The sequence below is a fragment of the Stenotrophomonas sp. YJH_SMC_57 genome (assembly GCF_059369755.1).
On sequence record NZ_JCAFSZ010000010.1, the window covers coordinates 130,674 to 150,622 of the forward strand.

The following is a 19,949-nucleotide window of genomic DNA, read 5'->3' on the forward strand; positions in this document are numbered from 1 at the left end:
CGCGCCGCGCCCGCGGGGAAGATCCGCAGGCGTTGCGTCTGCCGCTCTAGACCGCGGCCGGATCGGGCTTGCCGGTGTCGATGCCGTATCGGTCGATGGCCTCCTGCACCCGCGAGCGCTCGATGCGGCCCTCATCGGCCAGCGCTTTCAGGGCCGCCAGCACGATGAAGTGGCGATCCACTTCGAAGAACGTGCGCAGCGATTCACGCGTGTCCGAGCGGCCGAAGCCGTCGGTGCCCAATGCAGTGAAACGGCGGTCATTGATGAAGGGACGGATCTGGTCGCCGACGATTTTCATGTAGTCGGTGGCCGCCACCAGCGGCCCTTCGTGGCCTTGCAGGCACTGCTGCACGTATGGCACACGGGGTTCCGCGGCCGGATGCAGCAGGTTCCAGCGTTCGGCAGCCAGGCCATCGCGGCGCAGTTCGGTCAGGCTGGTCGCGCTCCAGACGTCGCTGGCGATGCCGAAGTCCTGTTGCAGCAACTCGGCCGCGGCCTCCACTTCGCGCAGGATCGAGCCACTGCCCATCAGCTGCACGCGTGGCTGCGAGGTCCCTCGTTCGGTGGGCGCGGGGTGCAGCAGGTACAGTCCCTTCAGGATGCCGGCCTCGGCGCCCTCGGGCAGGGCCGGATGCGGGTAGTTTTCGTTGAGTACGGTGATGTAGTAGTAGATGTCTTCCTGGTCGACATACATGCGGCGCAGGCCGTCGTGGATGATCACCGCCAGTTCGTAGTTGAAGGTCGGGTCGTAGGACACGCAACTGGGAATCACCGACGACAGCACGTGGCTGTGGCCATCGTCGTGTTGCAGGCCTTCGCCCATCAACGTGGTGCGGCCGGAGGTGGCGCCCAGCAGGAAGCCGCGCGTGCGCGCGTCGGCCGCGGCCCATGCCAGGTCGCCGACGCGCTGCAGCCCGAACATCGAATAGAAGATGTAGAACGGAATCGTGGCCAGGCCATGGTTGCTGTAGGCGGTGCCGGCGGCGATCCACGAACAGATCGCACCGGATTCGTTGATGCCTTCCTGCAGGATCTGCCCGTCCCTGGCTTCCTTGTAGTAGCTCAACTGGCCGGCGTCCTGCGGGGTGTACAGCTGGCCGAGGTACGAATGGATGCCGATCTGGCGGAACAACCCCTCCATGCCGAAGGTGCGCGATTCATCGGGCACGATCGGAATCACCAGCCTGCCCAGTTCCGGGTCCTTCAGCAGGCTGGTGAGGATGCGCACGAAGCCCATCGTGGTGGACTGGCCGCGATCGCCGCTGCCCTGCAACTGGCTGTTGAAGATCGACAGCGGCGGCAGTGGCAGCGGATCGACCCGGGCCAGGCGCGCCGGCAGCTGTCCGCCCTGGATGCGGCGGCGCTCGGCGAAGTACAGCGCTTCGGCGCTACCGGGTTCCGGGCGCAAGTAAGGCATCTCCTCCAGCTGGTCGTCGCTGACCGGCAGGTTGAAACGGTCGCGGAACGCACGCACCGCGTCGGCGCTCATCTTCTTCAGCTGGTGGTTGATGTTCTGGCCTTCGCCGGCTTCACCCATGCCAAAGCCCTTGACCGTCTTGGCCAGGATCACGGTGGGCCGGCCGCTGGTGTTCACTGCCTGCTGGTAGGCGGCGTACACCTTCTGCGGATCGTGGCCGCCCCGTGCGAGCGCCCAGATGTCGTCGTCGCTCATGTGCGAGACCAGGTCCAGCAGTTCGGGATAGCGGCCGAAGAAGTGCTCGCGCACATACGCGCCGTTCTGCGACTTGAAGGTCTGGTAGTCGCCGTCCACGCATTCCATCATGCGCTGGCGCAGCAGGCCGCTGTGGTCGCGGGCCAGCAGGTCGTCCCAGCCACTGCCCCAGATCAGCTTGATCACGTTCCAGCCGGCCGCGCGGAAGGTGCCTTCCAGCTCCTGGATGACCTTGCCGTTGCCGCGTACCGGACCGTCCAGGCGCTGCAGGTTGCAGTTGACCACGAACACGAGGTTGTCCAGCCGCTCGCGGCCGGCCAGCGAGATCGCCGCCAGTGATTCGGGCTGGTCCATCTCGCCGTCACCGAGGAAGGCCCACACCTTGCGACCCTGGTGTTCCTTCAGGCCGCGGTACTCGAGGTAGCGCATGTAGCGTGCCTGGTAGGCGGCGGTGAGCGGGCCCAGCCCCATCGACACGGTGGGGAACTGCCAGAACTCGGGCATCAGCCGCGGGTGCGGGTAGGAAGACAGTCCCTCGCGCCCGGCTTCACGACGGAAGTTGTCCATCCGCTGCGGATCGATGCGGCCTTCCACATAGGCACGTCCATAGATGCCCGGTGCGGAATGGCCCTGGATATAGATCATGTCGCCATCGAAGGTGTCGGTACGGCCGCGGAAGAAGTGGTCGAAGCCCACGTCGTACAGCACGGCGGCTGACTGGTAGGTGGCGATGTGCCCGCCGACGTTGGAATGCTTGCCGGCACGCAGCACCATCACCATCGCGTTCCAGCGGATCATCGCGTTCAAGCGGCGCTCGATGGCCAGGTCGCCCGGATAGGCAGGTTCGCGCTCTGGCGGAATGGTGTTGACGTAGGCGGTCCAGGCGCGGGTGTGCAGGTCGCCGTGCTGCTGGGCGTCCAGATCGCTCAGCTGGTCGATCAGGTAATGCGCGCGTGGCCGGCCACCGGCCTGCATCACCGCCTCCAGCGATTCACGCCACTCCCGCGTTTCCAGCGGGTCGGTATCGAAGGGGATGAGGGCTTGGTTCATGGCGGTCTCCAGAAGGCGCCGGCCGGCCGCCTGCCGGGGCGACAACACCGGCAGGGCGCACAGCACTGGAGCGGGGTTGCCACGGCGGGGCCGGGAGGCGGGAGGTGGCCTGGCTGGCCACCGAGGAGACAAGCGTAGGTGCGTGCCTGGATCGCGAGTAGATGGGCGCGGCTTGGGTCTGCGCCAATCCAGCGTTGCTTCGCCTGGGTAGAGTCGAGCGATGCCCGACGGCTTCTTTCGTTCAGTGATCGAAAGGCAGTCGAGCATGGCTCGGCTCTACTACGGCGGAGCAGCTCAATCGTGCTCGAAGCGCAGCGGTTCGCTGCCCATCGCCGGGTCGCTGGTGCCGGGACGTCCATCCTCGGCGCGCCCGGCCAGGCGCAGGGTGCTCTCGCCCGCGCTGACCTGCAGGTCATACCAGCCAGCGGTAGGCGTCGCGTCCCACGCCAATGAGGTTTCCGCACGCGCCGGCAGCGCCAGCGCCTGCTCGGGCATGAGCCCGGCATAGGCGCCGGCCTGCACACGCAGGTGCAGCGCGCTGTCGTCGAGATTGCGCAGCTGCAACCGCAGTTGGCCGTCCGCGCGCTCGACCGTCGCCTGCAGGGCCGGCGCCTTTGCCGCGCCCTGGAAGTGGCGGTGGAAGCCATTCGGGCCGAGCAGCCACAGGTCGTAGCGCCCCTGGGCATCCAATGGCCAGTGCTCCTGCAGCGGCATCCCCGGCACCAGCGTGTAGCGGCGCGGAATGGCCCCAAGCCGCAGGCGGTCGTAGACATGCAGTACCGCCGCCGCACCTTCGCAGGACAGCACCAGATCCACGCCCGATGCATCCAGGCGGGCGATCGACGCCTGCGGCCGATAGGGCAGGGCGCGCGCCGGGCGTATGCCGCTTTCCTGCTTCGCCGGTTCCAGTCCCTCCGGCAACGCAGGCACGGTACGTCCTGGCAGTGCCGCCGCGCGTGCCGCCACCGCGCTCACATCGGGCAGGCCGCGCACGAACGGGCGGGTATCGCGCTGAGCGAAGTCGAAGGCGTTGCTGAGGTCGCCACAGACCGCACGGCGCCACGGCGAGATGTCCGGCGCGGCCACGCCGAAGCGGCGCTCGATCAGGCGGATGACCGAGGTGTGGTCGTACACTTGTGAATCGACCCAGCCGCCGCGGCTCCACGGCGAAATCACGTACAGCGGCACGCGCGGGCCGAGCCCATACGGGCGGCCGCGAAGCTCGGCGGCATCGTACTTTTCATCACCGGGTGCCGGATGACGGTGATACTCGCCGTCGGTACTGACCGATGAGGCACCGGCCCAGCCCCCGTCCAAGGGCGAAGGCGGTGCCGGTGGCGGCATGTGGTCGAAGAAGCCGTCGTTCTCGTCGAACATCAGCAGTAGTGCCGTACGACTCCAGACCTCCGGGTCGGCGGTCAGCGCATCCAGCACGCGCGCGGTATAGGCCGCGCCCTGGGCGGGACTGGACGGGCCGGGATGTTCGCTGCCGGCGGCGTCGGCGATGATGAAACTGACCTGCGGCAGGCGCCCGTCCAGTACATCCTGGCGCAGCTGCGCCAGCCCACGCGTGCTGACGCCACGCGCGCGCAGCTGTGGGTCATGCCCGGGTGCAGCGCTGTAGGCGCGACGGAACGCCTCGAAGCCGGCCAGTGGGTTGTCGGTGAAGTTGTCGGCCATGTCCTGGTAGATCTGCCAGGACACGCCCGCCTGCTGCAGGCGTTCGACATGGCTGGTCCAGCGGTACGACGCCGGATGCCCGCCGTATTCGGGGAAGTTGTCGTGCGAGTTGGCGATCACCGGGCCACCGGCGCGCGCGGCGGCATCGTTGTGCCCGGTCCACAGGAACACCCGGTTCGGGTTGGTGCCGGCCTGCATCGCGCAGTGGTAGGCGTCGCAGATCGTGAAGGCATCGGCCAGCGCGAACTGGAACGGCAGGTCGCTGCGCTGGAAGTAGCCCATCGAGTGATTCTGCTTGGCCTTCGGCCATTGCCCCATACGGCCGTGGTCCCATGCGCGCTGCGCATCGGGCCAGGTGTGTGGGGTGCCTTCCACGCGCATGTAGCCGAAGTGCGCGGCGGTATCCAGCGGGAACGGCGCGATCGCGCGCTTGCCGCTGGCGTCGGGTTGCAGCCACAGGCTGCGGGTGCGGCCACCGGCCTGTAGTGCAGCGGCCGGCGCAACGAAGCGGTCGCCGAAGCCACGCACGCCCGGCAGGGTGCCGAAGTAGTGGTCGAACGAGCGGTTTTCCTGCATCAACACCACGATGTGCTGCAGGTCTTCGAGGCTGCGCGTCTGCGTGGCAGGGGCGATCGCTGCGGCCCGGGCGATGCTGGGCAGCAGCGGGGAAAGGCCGGCGGCAACGCCGGCCTGCAACAACCGGCGTCGGCCGATATCGGTCACGGGCTCACTCACAGGTCCACACGGAAGGAGATGCCGACGGTGCGCGGGGCGCCGATGAAGGCGTTGTCGCGACCGTCCACCCCTGCAAGATACCGCTTGTCGGTCAGATTGCTCACCACCAGGTTGGCACCCATGCCCTTCAGGCGCGGGGACAGGCCCTGCAGGTCGAAGCCGATGTTGGCGTTGAACACGGTGGCCGACGGCAGCTTGTTGACGTTGGCGGCGTCCAGGTAGCGGGTGCCCAGGTAGCGCCCGGACAGGCCAAGGTTCCAGTTCGCCCCCTGCCAGTCGGCCGACAACACCAGGGTGTTCTCCGGCTGGCCGATCACCTTGGCGCCGTCGACGATACCCAGCTGGGTATCGCGTGCGCCGTTGCCGCTGCCCAGGTACTTGGAGCGGTTGTAGGTGTAGGCCGCATTGATCCGCCAGCCGTTGTCCCAGCCGTAGCCGAAGGCGGCTTCCAGGCCGTTGCTTTCCACGCCGCCGAAATTCTCGTAGACGCCGTCGGTCTCGCCCAGGTAGTCGATGCCGCTGACGAAGCCGGCCGGCAGGTAGACGATGCGGTTGTCGAACTTGATGTTGTACAGGGTGACCGAGGCGGTCAGTGGCCAGCGGCTGATGCGCATGCCCACTTCGATGTTGTCGGCGGTTTCCGGCTCGACGTTGCGGAAGCGCTGCGGATCGGTCTCGCCCAGCACGCCAGAGGGAATGGCGGCGAAGTTCTGCGAGAAGCCGGCGAACAGCTCCATGCCTTCCACGCCCGGCGCCCAGGTGAAGCCGGTCGACAGCAGCGGGTCGGACTTGGAGTCGGAGGTCACATGCTCGGCGGCACCGATCACGCGACGGCGTGACTGGTCGACGAAGAACTGCTTTACGCCCAGGCGCGCACTGAACGGGCCGAAGCGCGCGACGTCCTCGACGTAGTACATCTGCTCGTCAACCGAGTACTTGTCCTCGAACTGTACCCAGTACGGCTGGTGGTCGAAGGCGATGCTCTGGCCGACATTGAGCAGGCGATGCCAGTCGCGGCGCGCCGAGCGGTCCAGCTTCTCCACCCACAGGCCACCACGGATCGTGTTGTCGACCGCGCCGAAGCTCTGCCGCCATTCAACGTCGGCGGTTACGCCCATGCGATCGTTGTCGTAGTGGGTGTGGCGGTAGGACTGTGCGCCCAGTACATTGCCGGCGTAGCAGTTCGGGTCGTACTCGGCGGTGAAGCCCAGTCGCGGGGTGCAGCTGGCCAGGCGCTGGGCGGCGCTGCCATCGGGATTGACGAAGAAGATCTGGCCGCGATTGCTGCCGCCGTAGACCGTCTTGCCGCCGATGTATTCCGACTCCGGGCGACCGGCGCCATCATCGCTGACCTGCGCCAGGTACGGCGGCAGCCAGTCGCCGCGCCCTTCCATGCGGTGCCCGTAGGCCGCCACCGAGGCCTTGAAGCCGTTGCCGCCATCGAAGGCGGCGCGCAGGTAGCCAAAGGTGTTTTCGCGCAGCGCACGCGAACCGGAGCGGTAGTTCTGGTCCAGGTACGGAATCCCGGTGAGCGTGCCCACCAGATTGTCACGGTCCGGGTTGGTGGCGAAGCCGGCGGGCGAGACACTGGTGTACTCAGGCTCGTCCGCATCGTTGTAGGACAGGTAGCCGGTCAGCGTCCAGCGGTCCAGTTCGGTGATGAACTTGCCGGCGATATGGTCGTTGCTGGCGTGGCCGGTGCCATCGATCCAATCGTGCACCTTGGACGAGGAAGCGCTGACCCAGGCGCGGGTGTGGCCGCCGAGCAGGCCGGTGTCATAGCGCACGTAGTACTTGCGTGCGTCGTTGTCACCGGCGCCGATCACGAAGCGCAGGCGGCTGTCCTGCAGCGGGTCGCTGGTGAGGAAGTTCAGCGTACCGCCCAGCGCCTCGTTCGAGCGCGAGGAGATGTCGGCGGTGCCCTGGCTGACTTCCACCGTTTCCAGATCGAGGGTGTCGATGTAGCGGTTGGCCAGCGAACCGCCACCGTAGCCCGAGCCACCATTGGGCAGGCCGTCGATGGTGGTGCCGATCTGCTGGGTGTCGCGGTTGGTGACGAAGCCACGCATGCTGATCTGCGTACCCCACACCGACGAGCCGGTGGCGTCGGCCTCGCTGACCACCACGCCCGGCACTTCATTGAGCGCGTCGTTGACACTACTCATCACCGTCTGCCGGTTCAGCGTCTCCGCGCGTACCGAGGTCTTGGCGTAGCTGGTGGCCTGGCCGATCACCTGCACCTGGTCCAGCGTACGGGCGTCGCTGCTGCGCGCTTCGGCCGTCTCGCCCTGCGGTGCTTCGGCCAGGGCGTCCAGTGCGGGGGCGATCAGCAGGGCAAGCAGCGAAATACGGGGAAAGCGCGCAATCGTTCGCATCGAAACCGGACCTGCAAGGGAGGGAAGCCCCGGAGTGTCGGCAGCGCCAATGACATCGGCATGACGTGGCCACGCAACTACGATGGCACTGTGGGGCCGGTCACGGCCTTCGGGTATGCTCGGCGCTTCAATGGAGCTGAGGTGCTGGCGATGCGGAAGCGGTCGAAGATCTGGCTGGGGGGCGCAGCACTGGTGCTGCTGGCAGGTTGCAACCGGGCGCCTTCAGGCGAACAGGCGGGCGCACAGCCTCCGCCGCCCACCGCCGGTGAGAACGCCGCACCCGAGGCAGCGCCGCCGGCTTCCTCCACTGCGGCCGATGGCGCCGCACTCACCGACCGCGATGGCAAGCCGGTGCCGCTGGTGCCGTTCGACACCGGCAGCGTGCCGCTGAGCACTGCCGCGCTGGGCGAACTGCCGTTCTTCAGCCTGCCGCAAGGCTATGCGCCGCAGAACGCACCGCACCCGCGCGCGTGGGCACGATTTCCGTTCCGCATGGGCGAGGGCGTGCATTGGGTGGAAGGCCTAAGCTGGTCGGCCCGCATCGTGGCCGACAGTGAAGCGGTACCCGACAAGACGTTCTCCGCACTGGAAGTGCAGCGCAACTTCGACGGTGTGATCACGGCCGCCGGTGGCCGCAAGGTGTTTGAAGGCACACTGCTGCGCGATATCTACTATGGCCCGCAGCTGGAAGGCGAGATCGGCGGTGGCTTCATCGACGCGGTGAACGGCGAACAGGACGCGCCCACCACGGTCTACGTGCTGCGCCAGGCCAACCGCACCGTCTGGCTGCAGCTGGCGGTGGACAGCAACGGCGCAGGCCTGGTGGTGGTGGATGAAGTGCCGTTCAAGGCCTCTGCGCAGTGGTCGGACAGTTTCCCGCACCTGTCCCTGCCGGCCGGCTATGGCGACCGCAACAAGGCCCAGCAACGTGATTTCGATGCGTTCCCGTTCTGGACCGGCGATCACTTCGAGCAGGTCGAGGGTCGTACCTTCGCCGTCGATTTCGACAAGGGTGAGCGCGAGTACTCGATGCACGAAGTGCGCCGCAACCTGGAAGCGATGATGGCCCAAGTCAACGGCACCAATGTGTTCGAGGGGCGCATCCCGCGCGAGGCGGCCGAGGGGGTGCCGAAGCCGGTGCAGTCGGCCTACAGCAATGCAGCCAGCTACAACTGGAACAACTACGACAGCGTGGTCTACCGCGTCGATCTGGCCGATGGCCGCCAGGTGTGGGTGCACGCGCGGCTGGAATACCTCAGTGCCGGCTGGGTGGTGGCCGAGCGCAAGGGCTTCACCCAGACCGCGGCGCTGCTGCCGGCCGATGCGTTGAAGAAGAAGCTGGACAGCGACGGCCGGGTGGCGATCCAGGTCAACTTCGCCACCGACAAGGCGCAGATCCTGCCGGCCTCCGAACCGCAGCTGGCGCAGGTGCTGCAGCTACTGCAGGGTGATCCTGCGTTGAAGCTGTCGATTGAAGGCCACACCGACAACAGTGGCGCCGTGTCGCATAACCGCAGCCTGTCGGAGGATCGCGCACGGTCGGTGGTGGCCGCGCTGACCACCAGGGGCATCGCCGCCGATCGCCTGCAGGCGGCCGGCTTCGGTGCGGACAAGCCGGTGGCCGACAATGGCAGCGAGGACGGCAAGGCACGCAATCGCCGCGTGGAGCTGGTCAAGCGCTGAGCGGGCGCCTGCTCAGTACCGCGCGTCCTTGGGTTTCGGGTCGCGCGGCCAGTCCTTGCTCTTGTTGGCGAAGTCCGGCCGCGGCTGGTTGATGAAGTAGCTGGCGATGTCCACCGCGTCCTGGTCGGGCATCACCTGCTGCCCCAGCGGCGGCTCGCGGGTTACCGCCGGTGGCATGTTGTGCTTGACGAAGCCGGCGGCCTTGTACAGCCGCGCCATGCCAGCGCCGATGTTGAAGCTGTGCTCACCCCACAGTGGCGGGAAGGCGATGTCACCGCTGGCATCACGCCGGCCTTCGCCATTGTCGCCATGGCAGGCCGCACACTGGGCGGCGTACAGCGCCTGGCCGCGGATCGGGTCCGGGGTCAGCGTGCTGTCGATCGGCCCTTCACTGGGCGCAGCCACGCGGGCGCCCTCGGGTACCGGACTGCTCAGCCATGCCATGTAGTCGAGCATCGCGCGCATCTGCGGCGCGTCCTTCGGTAGCGGCTTGCCGTTCATCGAGCGCTGCAGGCAGCCGTTGATGCGCTCGGTCAGCCCGATCACCTTGCCCGGGCGCGGCATGTAGCGCGGATAGGCACCGCCACCGGTATTGAAGTAGTGGTTGCCGAAGGGCCGCTTGCCCTCGGCCATGTGGCACGAGTTGCAGTTCAGATCGTTGCCGACATTGTCCGGCAACAGCCGTGCGGTCTCGTTGAGAAGGCGGCGTCCGAGCATCACCGACTCGGCGTTGCCGAGCGCGGCGATCTCTTCGGCGCTGGGTGGCTGGTAGTGCCCGACCACCTTGCCCTGCATATCGAGCATGTCGAACGTGTTGGCCGTGGCGGCATCCAGGTCCGGGTAAAGATGGCGATAGGCGAGGGTGCCGGCACCGGCCAGCACCAGGGCGGCGATCGCACTGCCGAACAGCAGGCGGGAATGCTTGCGCGAGCGCTTCATCGTGCGGCCTCCTGCGGAACGTAGTGCACCGGCTTGTCGCGCACCACCCGCCGCATGCGCGCCACGTCGACCTCGCTGACCGCGCTGGCCTGGTTGCCCCAGCTGCTGCGGATGAAGGTCAGGATCTGTGCCAGCTGTGCGTTCGGCAGCTGCTCGAAGCCCGGCATGGTGAACGCCATGCGGTCATGCGGGGTATGTGGCGTGCGCCCACCAATCAAGGTCACCTGCACCAGCGAGCTGGGATCATCGGCGAATACGATCGAGCTGCCGGCCAGCGCCGGGTATACGCGTGGCATGCCGCGGCCATCGGCGCGGTGGCAGGCCTGGCAGTGCTCGGCATAGGCCAGCGAGCCGGCCACGCGGTAGTCGCCATTGCGCAGCGCTGCGGTGGTGGCGTCGGTACCGGCCGCCCACTGCGCGCTGCGGCCCTCGCGCGCCGGCAGCTGCTTCAGATAGCGCGCCATCGCCAGCAGGTCGGCGTCGGACAGGTACTGCGTGCTGTGTTCGACCACGTCGGCCATGCCACCGAAGGCCGCCGAGCGATCAGTGCGGCCGGTGCGCAGGAAGTCGACGATCTCACCTTCGCTCCAGCTGGCCAGGCCGGTCGACTCGTTGCGCAGGTTCTTCGCGTACCAGCCTTCCAGCACCGAGCCGGACAGGAACTGGCGGCTGCCATCGTCGGCCATCGCCTTTTCCTGGAACGCCAGGCCGCGTGGGGTGTGACAGGCACCGCAATGGGCCAGGCCTTCCACCAGTTCGGCACCGCGCTGCTGCCCGGCATCCAGCGACGGGTCCGGGTTGAAACTGCGCGGTCGTGCGAACAGCAGCTGCCACCACGCCAGCGGCCAACGCATGTTGGCCGGCCATGGAATCGTGCTGTCGGCGTTGTCCTGCCTCACCGGCTGCACCGAGCCCATGAAATAGGCGTACAGCGCCTTGATCTCGGCGTCGCTGGCGATCACGTACGAGGCATACGGCATCGCCGGATACAGCGGCTGGCCATCGTGGCGGATGCCGCGGCGTACGGCGCGTTCGAAGTCGGCGTAGTCGTAGGCGCCGATGCCAGTGTCCGGGTCGGGCGTGATGTTGGTCGAGTAGATCGTGCCCATCGGCGTCTGCATGCCGAGGCCACCGGCGAACGGCTTGCCGCCCGGCGCGGTATGGCAGGCCGCGCAGTCGGCGGCGCGCGACAGGTATTGCCCCTGCGTGATGAGGGCTGGATCGTGGATGTCGACCTGCGCCGTCTGTCGCGGCGCGAACCAGTAGGGCGTGGTGCGGGCGATACCGTAGGCGGCGGCCAGCGTGGCGGCCAGGGCAATGGCGAGCTTGAGCGAGGTGCGCATGGCGGGACTGTGGGCAATCCGGCAGTCGCGTTCATTGATCCGGATCAATGACTGGACGGAGACACCCTGTACACCAAGCTGAATCGTTCCTGCGTTGTCATCAAGCCGTCATCCGCGCGCGATAGATGGCCGCGCGACTGAGGCGTTAACGTCCCACCCTGTCTGATTTGCCCCTATCACGTGATATGAAGCGCCTGCTGCTGCTGTTGCTGGCGTGCGCCGGCCTGTGGCTGGCTGCATGCTCTTCTTCGATGAATGCCGCGTCCACCTCGCTCGCCGACAGGCTGATTGCGCCAGGTGGCGTGTCGACCCTGCTTGATCGCCCGCGCATCGCCGCGGCCATCGCCGAACTGCCCAACCGCCATGGCTTCGCACCGGGCCGCGATGGCGTGCCGATCTTCTGGCGCGTGTTCGATCCGGGTGACTACGGTGCGCGCTACCACTACCTGCCGCAGCGCCACGAGAACGGCCTGCCGCTGGATACCGGACTGAGCCTGGCCGTGCCGCGGCCGTTCCGTGCGCAGGCGCCACGCGGCACCGTGGTACTGCTGCACGGCTGGATGATGAACGGTGATTCGATGCTGCCGTGGTCGCTGCAGCTGGCCGAATCGGGCTACCGGGTGGTGACCCTCGATCTGCGCAATCACGGCCAGTCCGGCGCAGGCCCGTCCGGCTATGGCACGTATGAATCCGACGACGTCGTCGATGTGATCGGCGAACTGCGCACGCGCGGCGAGATCACTGGACCGCTATACCTGTTCGGAGTCTCCTACGGCGCCGCCACCGCGGTGTTCACCGCCGACAAGCTGGGTGACCAGGTGGCCGGGGTGGTGGCGATGGAGTCGTTCGCCAATGCCGGCGTGGCGATCCGCAGCATGATCCCGCACCTGATGGGGTTGCAGCCGGAAGGCCTGAAGGCGAAGGCGGTGGCGTCCTACGCGCGCTGGCGCTACGGCGGCCAGGACATCAACCAGGTGATCGCTGCAGCCAGCCGCCGCATCGATGTCGATCTGGATCGCGTGGACGTGGCGCGCGCGCTGGCCGATACCCGTGCCTGCGTGCTGCTGCTGCACGGGCAGGGCGACCAGCATATTCCGGTCAGCCAGGGCCGCGAGCTGGCCCTGGCCAATCCGCGCGCGCACTACATCGAGATGCGTGGCGAGGACCACATCACCCTGCCGCTGCGGCTGGATCTGCTGGCCGGCGTGGTCGATGACTGGATGGCCCGCGACGAGCACCAGCCGAAGAGCGCGTGCCCGGCCCCGCAGCTGCCGGCGCAGGCCGAGTGGCTGGTGCACGACGACGCTGATACTTCGCCGAAGTCTCCAACGCGCGGCTGAACAAAAAAGGGACGGAGGGGATTAAGTCGTTTGCAGCCCACCCGAGGCAGATACGGCTTAATCCCCTCCGTCCCCTTTTTCTGTCAGGGCAGGCGGCGTGCCAGTGAGCGTGCGGACGCGGCCACGCCGAGCAGCAATGCGGCCACGCACAGGAAGGCGAAGCCGAGGCTGGTCATATGCGCGAGCGCTCCGATCGCGGCCGGGCCGGCGAGGATACCGGCGTAGCCCAGCGTGGTCACCGCGGTGATGGCGATGCTCTCCGGCATCACCCGCTGCTGGCCGGCCATCGAGAACAGCGCCGGCACGATGTTGGCGCAGCCCAGCCCGACCAGGACGTAGCCGGCCAGCGCCACCGGGAACGACGGGACCAGCGTGGCCAGGCCGAAACCGGCGGCCGCAGTGATGCCGCCGATGACGATCGTGCGGGTTCGCCCGAGGCGCTCGACGATGCCATCACCAAACAGCCGCATCGCGGTCATCGCCAGGGTGAACACCGCGAAGCCCGCGCCGGCCTGGTCGCGCGGCACCTGCCGAACGTCGGCCAGGAACACCGCGCTCCAGTCCAGCATCGAGCCCTCGGCGAGGAACACCACGAACGCCAGCACGCCGATGAACAGCACCACGCCATGCGGCAGTGCCAGCAGTGGCCCTTCGTGCAGGATGCGCTGCGGTCGCCAGTGCGGCGCCGACAGGACTGCAACCAGCAGCAGCGCGGCAACCGACACCAGCGCGGCCAGCCACAGCGGCGTCCCCAGGATCAGCAGGCCGGTCATGCAGCCGGCACCAACGAAGCCGCCGATGCTGTAGAAGGCGTGGAAGCCGGACATCATCGCGCGCCCGGCATCGCGCTCGACGGCCACCGCCTGCATGTTCATCGCACAGTCCAGTGCCCCTACGCCGGCGCCGAACACGAACAGCGCCGCGCCCAGTGCCATGGGTGAAGGGGCCAGTACCAGCAGGGGCAGCGCGCACAACATCATCGCGCAGGTGATGACCATCACCCGACGGCAGCCCAGCCGCCCGGTCAGTGCGCCCGCCAATGGCATCGCCAGCAGCGAGCCCAAGCCCAGGCACAGCAGCACCGCGCCAAGGCTGGCATCGGACAACCCGGCCTTGGCCTTGGCGTAGGGCACCATCGGCGCCCACGCGGCGGTGGCGAATCCGGGAATGAAGAAGGCGGCACGGGTCGCGTGCTGCTGGGCAAGCGGGGATGAAGGCGTCATGCGCGATGTGAAGCTCCAGAGGAACGCTCATGGAAACGTTTTCAGGCGGGATCGGCAAGTGCCATGCATGACATTGGACGACGCATACGATTGCAGTGACCCGATTGCGTCACCAGTGGTTAACGCCGCCCACGGACAGTGGCTGCACGGTCGGCATTCCGCCGGCCGCTGCCGGAGATCCGTACATGAGCACCACACCGACCATCCTCCTCGTCCATGGATTCTGGGGCGGGGCCGCACACTGGGCCAAGGTGATCCTGGAACTGCATCGCAACGGCCATGACCGCGTGCAGGCGGTGGAACTGCCACTGACCTCGCTGGCTGACGATGCGGGTCGTACCCAGAAGATGATCCGGCAGATCGACGGGCCGGTGCTGCTGGTCGGCCATTCCTATGGTGGCGCAGTGATCAGCCAGGCCGGCAACGAGGCCAACGTGAAGGGGTTGGTCTACATTGCCGCCTTCGCCCCGGATGCCGGCGAGAGCCCGGGCGGCATCACCCAGCAGCACCTGCCGGAGGCGGCGCCGAACCTCGCACCGGACAGCGATGGCTACCTGTGGCTGCGCGCGGACAAGTTCCATGAGAGTTTCTGCCAGGACCTGAGCGCCGACGAGGGCCGGGTGATGGCAGTGACCCAGAAGGCGCCGCTGGCCAGCACCTTCGGCGATGCGGTCAGTGACCCGGCGTGGAAGCACCGGCCCAGCTGGTACCAGTTGTCCCGCCATGACCGCATGATCGCGCCGGAGAACCAGAAGGCCATGGCTGGCAGGATGCAGCCCAAGCGACTGCTGGAGCTGGATGCCAGCCATGCCTCGCTGGCCTCGCAGCCGAAGGAAGTAACCGCGCTGATCCTGGAGGCCTGCGCCGCCATCGGCGGCTGATCCCGCGCCATCGCGACGCACGACAGCACATCGCACGACAGCCGGGGCGCAGGGGAGTACACTCCTGCGCCTGCGGCCACCCGGCCGAATCCCCATCCCCTCCAGCCGTCGCCAGAGGATCCCACCCGATCGTGGAGGTCCCGTCGTGCTGCCCGTACCCGTTGCCCGTATCCCGTCTTCGCTGTTGCGCCGCCGCCCGCTGCCGCAGGCGCTCGCACAGAGCCTGCTGATCGCTGCACTGGCCGGCAGCGGCAGCGCCGTCGCACAGTCCGCCGATGACGGCGACAAGGCCACGCAGTCGCCCGCCTCGCAGACCCTGCAGACCGTGCAGGTCACCGCCAACCAGCTCGGTACCATCACCGAAGGCAGCGGCGCCTACACACCGGGCACCATCGCCACCGCCACCCGGCTGGTGCTGACCCCGCGGCAGACCCCGCAGACCATCAGCGTGATCACCCGTGCAGAGATGGATGACTTTGGCCTGCACGGCATCGACGACGTGATGCGGGTGACCCCGGGCATCAGCATCGTCACCTACGACAGCGAGCGCACCGAGTACTACGCACGTGGTTTCGCGGTGCAGAACTTCCAGTACGACGGCATCCCGATGTCGCGTGACTCGGCCTACTCCGCCGGCAACACGCTCAGCGATACCGCCATCTACGACCGCATCGAAGTGCTCAAGGGCGCCACCGGCCTGTTGACCGGTATGGGCGATCCCGGCGCGACCATCAACCTGGTGCGCAAGAAGCCGGGCAGGGAGTTCGCTGGCAGCGCCTCGCTGGGTGTCGGCCGCTGGGACGACTACCGTGCCGAGCTCGATGTCGGTGGCCCGCTGACTGCCGATGGCCGCGTACGCGGCCGCGCGGTGGGGGCATGGGAAGACAAGCATTCCAACCTCGACCACTACCAGCGCACCAGCAAGGTCGGCTACGCAGTGCTGGAAGCCGATCTGGGCGAGCGCACGCTACTGACCGTGGGTGTCGATGCGATGGACAGCGATCCGAAGGGTTCGACGTGGGGCGGTATTCCGCTGCTGGACAGTGCCGGCAACTTCAACCGCATGCCGCGCTCGTTCAACAACGGCGCACGCTGGGCCGGCTGGCGTCAGTATGTGCGCACTGGTTTTGCCACGCTGGAGCATACGTTCTCCAACGACTGGGTGGCCAAGCTGCAGCTCAACCACCAGGTCAACGGTTACGACGCTGCGCTGGCCGGTGCCGCCGCGGGCAATCCCGATCCGTTGACCGGAGAAGGCGTCAGCCTGTGGCTCGGCAAGTACGTCGGAAAGACGGTCAGCAACGCCGCCGACTTCTATGTGAGCGGGCATTTCGGCCTGTTCGGCCGCGCGCATGAGCTGGTGATCGGCGGCAGTGCCTCGCGCAAGCGCTGGACCAATACCGGCTACGGCCCACAGGATGGTTTCCCCGATACAGTGCCGGACTATCGCCGCTGGGACGGCGACATCGCCGAGCCGCAATGGCAGCGCAGCTACGACAACAACGAAGTGACCCGTGAGAACGGCCTGTACGTGGTCGGTCGCTTTGACCTGGCCGATCCGCTGAAGGTGATCGTTGGCAGCCGCCTGGCCAGCTACCGCTCGCCGCAGACGCGCGAGACCGGCGTGTTCGTGCCGTATGCCGGCGTGGTCTACGACCTCGGCGAGCACTATTCGGTGTACGCCAGCTACAGCACCATCTTCAAGCCACAGGGCGAGCGTGACGAACAGGGCAAGGCGCTGGATCCGCTGGAAGGCCGCAGCTACGAGATGGGCCTGAAGGCCGAGTTCCTCGATGGCCGCTTCAACGCCAGTGCAGCGCTGTTCCAGCTTGACCAGGACAACTTTGCCCAGCCCACCGGTGGCAAGACACCGGATGGTCAGGATGCCTATCGCGCCCTGATGGGGGTGCGTACCAAGGGCTACGAGCTGGAAATGTCTGGCCAGCTGGCCGAGGGCTGGCAGGTGCAGGGTGGGTTCTCCCACAAGATCGCGCGCCAGGCCGGTGGCAAGGTGACCACGCTGGAGCCGGAAAACCAGTTCAGCCTGCACACCAGCTATCGCCTGCGTGGCGACTGGAAGGGGCTGACGCTGGGTGGTGGCGCGCGCTGGCAGGATTCCACCTTCGGCGAGATCACCAACCCGGCCACGCAGGCCAAGGTGGTGCATCGCACCCAGCCATACTGGTTGCTGGATGCGATGGCGCGCTATGAATTCAACGATCGCCTGTCGGCCACGCTCAACGTCAATAACCTGCTCGACAAGCGCTACTACACCATCTTCAGCTGGTACAGCACGTACACCTGGGGTGAGCCGTGCAATGTACGTCTGGCGATGACGTACAGGTTCTGACGCCAGTCGCCCCACGAAAACGCCCGCGATGCGTCATGGCATCGCGGGCGCCATGGTTACAGCGGCAGGTCGAACACCAGCACTTCGGCGTCGTTGCCGTTTTCCAGGGTCAGCTGCGCTTCGTCGCTGACCTGCAGCGCATCACCGGCTTCAAGGGTGATGCCGTTCACCTGCAACTGGCCACGGGCCACCTGCACGTAGGCGCCGCGGCCGTTGCCGAGCGCATGGTGCAGCTTCTGGCCGCCATCGAGGATGGTGGCGAAGATGCGGGCATCCTGGTGGATGCGCAGCGAACCGTCGGCGCCGTCCGGCGAGGCGATCAGGCGCAGCTGGCCGCGCTTGCTGTCCGGCGTGAAGTGGGTCTCCTCGTAGGACGGGGTGATGTTCTCCGCATCCGGGAAGATCCAGATCTGCAGGAAGTGCACGGTCTCGTCGGCCGAGTGGTTGAACTCGCTGTGGCTGACACCGCTGCCGGCGCTCATGCGCTGCACGTCGCCGTAGCGCAGCACCGAACCGGTGCCCATCGAGTCCTTGTGCTCCAGCGCGCCGCCCAGCACATAGGACACGATCTCCATGTTGCTGTGGCTGTGGGTGCCGAAGCCCTGGCCGCCGATCACCTTGTCTTCGTTGATCACCCGCAGCGGGCCGAAGCTGACGTAGCGGGGATCGTAGTAGTTGGCGAAGGAGAAGGTATGGCGCGAGGACAGCCAGCCATGCTCGGCCAGGCCACGGGTAGCGCTCTTGCGGATCTGCAGCATGATGGAATCTCCTTGTTCGATGGTTTCGATGGGGCGGGGTGGGGCGGTAGCCGCCGTGTTTCCCCGTTGGAGAGAAGTATCCGCTTGCACCCATGGTTTGAAAAACGGATAGTTTTGACAGCCATCATCGAAAAATTCGAATGCTCAAGCTCAGCCTCGATGCCCTGCAGATCCTCGATGCCATTGACCGCCGCGGCTCGTTCGCCGGCGCCGGCAAGGCCCTGCACAAGGTGCCCTCGACCATCTCCTACACCGTGGCCAAGCTGGAGGAGGATCTGGGCGTTCAGTTGTTCGACCGGGTCGGGCCGCGTGCCGAGCCGACCGAGGCCGGCCGCGCGTTGCTGGACGAGGGCCGGCACCTGCTGCGCGCGGCCCGCGAACTGGAACTGCGGGTGCGCCGGGTGGCATCGGGCTGGGAGACCGAGCTGACCCTTGCGGTGGATTCGGTTTTCCCGACCTGGCTGCTGGGCCCTGACATCGCTGCATTCCGTGAGGCCGAGGCGCCGACCCGGCTGCGGCTGATCGGCGAAGCCCTGTCCGGCACCTGGGAGGCCCTGCTCGACAGACGTGCCGACCTGCTGGTGGGCGCACCGGGCGAGGGCCCCAGTGGCGGTGGGTATGTGGTCGAGCCGCTGGGCACGGTGGCGTTCGTGTTCGCGGTCGCGCCGGATCATCCGTTGGCCAACGTGCCGGGCGTGCTCGGTCGCGAGCAGCTGGTCGAACACTGCGCGATCGCCGTTTCCGATTCGGCGCGCCGGCTGCTGCCGCGCACGGTGGGCCTGTTGATGGGGCAGGAGATGCTGACGGTGCCGGACATGGCCAGCAAGCTGAAGCTGCAGTGCGAGGGCGTTGGCTTCGGCTTCCTGCCTGAGCCGTGTGCGCGCGCAGCCGTGGCGCGCGGCCAGCTGGTGATCCGCGAGGTGGAGGAACACAAGCCGGAAGAGACCTTCTGGCTGGCCTGGCGCACGGGTGAGGATGGCGCGGCACTGCGCTGGTGGCGCGAGCGCCTGCGCAGGCCGGAGCTGCTGTCGCAGTGGTGGCAGGCCATGGCCGGGGGGTAGGGGTTTGGCAGGGCTGCGCCCTGCACCCCTGGTAGTGCCGGCCGCTGGCCGGCAACCTCAACAGCAAAAGCAAAAGCAGGTTTCCTGATGGATGGCGGGGTGGGTCCGGTTGCGGGAGACGCCGTAAACCCATCCTTGGGGGCTTGGCCGCGGCATCCATGCCGCGGACACTCCCGCAACCGGACCCACCCCGCCTTCGACAGTTTCCGGCGATCTGTCGGTGCTGGTGCGGTTGGTGGGTGTCGACCTTGGTCGACACGGTAGATCCACGCCATGCGTGGATGCTCTTCGATCAATTGTCGAAATGTTCGAATTCGATGGAGATTCATCCACGCATGGCGTGGATCCATCAGATCGCGGGAATCTGTCAGAGGTGGGGCGGTGTCGGAGTGCGGGGTGTCCGCGGCATGGATGCCGCGGCCAAGCCCCCAGGGATGGGTTCACGGCGTCCCCGCACTCCGACACCGCCCCGCCAATCCACGGAATGCCAGCTTTTGCCGTTGCTGTTGCCTTGGCTTGGCTTGGCTTGCCTTGGCTTGAAGCATCTGCAGGTGCAGGGCGCAGCCCTGCCAAAAAACACGCATAAAAAAACAGCAGGCCGAGGCCTGCTGTTTCGGTGTAATGGTGCGCCCGGAGAGATTCGAACTCCCGACCGCCTGGTTCGTAGCCAGGTACTCTATCCAACTGAGCTACGGGCGCCAATTACATAAACTTGTTGTGCCGACTGTGTATGGTGCGCCCGGAGAGATTCGAACTCCCGACCGCCTGGTTCGTAGCCAGGTACTCTATCCAACTGAGCTACGGGCGCGCGGTACACAATCAACTTACTGCCAAATTTTACTGCATTTCCAGCGGCGGA

The 19,949-nt window shown here is 67.0% G+C and carries 12 protein-coding genes and 2 tRNA genes; 5 read left to right on the forward strand and 9 right to left on the reverse strand.

What is annotated here, in order from left to right; translation table 11 throughout:
* Positions 1 to 46: 46 nt before the first annotated feature.
* The 3 genes from aceE to AC5P7U_RS15240 form a co-directional block, all read right to left on the reverse strand.
* Positions 47 to 2,722 (reverse strand): pyruvate dehydrogenase (acetyl-transferring), homodimeric type, encoded by a 2,676-nt coding sequence (gene aceE, locus AC5P7U_RS15230; RefSeq protein ID WP_197563960.1) that lies wholly within the window; start codon positions 2,720 to 2,722, stop codon positions 47 to 49.
* A gap of 294 nt (positions 2,723 to 3,016) precedes the next feature.
* Complete coding sequence (locus AC5P7U_RS15235; RefSeq protein WP_197563959.1) at positions 3,017 to 5,125, reverse strand: phosphocholine-specific phospholipase C; 2,109 nt, start codon at positions 5,123 to 5,125, stop codon at positions 3,017 to 3,019.
* Positions 5,126 to 5,133: 8 nt separating this feature from the next.
* Positions 5,134 to 7,512 carry a TonB-dependent receptor domain-containing protein gene (locus AC5P7U_RS15240; RefSeq protein WP_197563958.1) on the reverse strand — a complete coding sequence of 793 codons (2,379 nt, stop codon included), beginning with the start codon at positions 7,510 to 7,512 and terminating at the stop codon, positions 5,134 to 5,136.
* A 150-nt stretch (positions 7,513 to 7,662) separates the two neighbouring features.
* On the opposite strand from AC5P7U_RS15240, the gene AC5P7U_RS15245 reads away from it, so the two are divergent.
* A complete protein-coding gene (locus tag AC5P7U_RS15245; RefSeq protein WP_197563957.1) occupies positions 7,663 to 9,195 on the forward strand; it encodes an OmpA family protein in 1,533 nt (510 codons plus the stop codon).
* 12 nt (positions 9,196 to 9,207) lie between these two features.
* Here the strand turns inward: AC5P7U_RS15245 and AC5P7U_RS15250 are convergent, their stop codons facing one another.
* Both AC5P7U_RS15250 and AC5P7U_RS15255 read right to left on the reverse strand, forming a co-directional pair.
* Entirely contained in the window at positions 9,208 to 10,134 is a 927-nt protein-coding gene (locus AC5P7U_RS15250) for a c-type cytochrome (RefSeq protein WP_006432233.1), read from the reverse strand.
* On the reverse strand, positions 10,131 to 11,477 hold the full coding sequence (locus AC5P7U_RS15255) for a c-type cytochrome (protein WP_006432234.1): 1,347 nt from the start codon (positions 11,475 to 11,477) through the stop codon (positions 10,131 to 10,133). Before AC5P7U_RS15255 ends, AC5P7U_RS15250 begins: the two co-directional genes overlap by 4 nt.
* A gap of 185 nt (positions 11,478 to 11,662) precedes the next feature.
* Here AC5P7U_RS15255 and AC5P7U_RS15260 point away from each other — a divergent pair, with 185 nt between their 5' ends.
* Entirely contained in the window at positions 11,663 to 12,817 is a 1,155-nt protein-coding gene (locus tag AC5P7U_RS15260; RefSeq protein WP_197563956.1) for an alpha/beta hydrolase, read from the forward strand.
* Positions 12,818 to 12,900: 83 nt separating this feature from the next.
* Here AC5P7U_RS15260 and AC5P7U_RS15265 read toward each other — a convergent pair whose 3' ends face one another.
* A complete protein-coding gene (locus AC5P7U_RS15265; RefSeq protein WP_006432236.1) occupies positions 12,901 to 14,040 on the reverse strand; it encodes an MFS transporter in 1,140 nt (379 codons plus the stop codon).
* A gap of 185 nt (positions 14,041 to 14,225) precedes the next feature.
* Between AC5P7U_RS15265 and AC5P7U_RS15270 the strand changes: the two genes are divergently transcribed.
* Both AC5P7U_RS15270 and AC5P7U_RS15275 read left to right on the forward strand, forming a co-directional pair.
* Positions 14,226 to 14,921 (forward strand): alpha/beta hydrolase, encoded by a 696-nt coding sequence (locus AC5P7U_RS15270; RefSeq protein ID WP_006432237.1) that lies wholly within the window; start codon positions 14,226 to 14,228, stop codon positions 14,919 to 14,921.
* Positions 14,922 to 15,066: 145 nt separating this feature from the next.
* Complete coding sequence (locus AC5P7U_RS15275; RefSeq protein ID WP_495221234.1) at positions 15,067 to 17,271, forward strand: TonB-dependent siderophore receptor; 2,205 nt, start codon at positions 15,067 to 15,069, stop codon at positions 17,269 to 17,271.
* Between the two features lie 56 nt (positions 17,272 to 17,327).
* On the opposite strand, the gene AC5P7U_RS15280 is transcribed toward AC5P7U_RS15275, so the two are convergent.
* Positions 17,328 to 18,029, reverse strand: a complete 702-nt coding sequence (locus tag AC5P7U_RS15280) for a pirin family protein (RefSeq protein ID WP_049457850.1) — start codon at positions 18,027 to 18,029, stop codon at positions 17,328 to 17,330.
* Between the two features lie 140 nt (positions 18,030 to 18,169).
* Here AC5P7U_RS15280 and AC5P7U_RS15285 point away from each other — a divergent pair, with 140 nt between their 5' ends.
* Complete coding sequence (locus AC5P7U_RS15285) at positions 18,170 to 19,090, forward strand: LysR family transcriptional regulator (protein WP_133934362.1); 921 nt, start codon at positions 18,170 to 18,172, stop codon at positions 19,088 to 19,090.
* Positions 19,091 to 19,712: 622 nt separating this feature from the next.
* Here AC5P7U_RS15285 and AC5P7U_RS15290 read toward each other — a convergent pair.
* Together AC5P7U_RS15290 and AC5P7U_RS15295 are read right to left on the reverse strand one after the other, a co-directional pair.
* A tRNA-Arg gene (locus AC5P7U_RS15290) sits at positions 19,713 to 19,789 on the reverse strand.
* Positions 19,790 to 19,821: 32 nt separating this feature from the next.
* Positions 19,822 to 19,898 (reverse strand) — tRNA-Arg (locus AC5P7U_RS15295).
* Positions 19,899 to 19,949 lie beyond the last annotated feature (51 nt).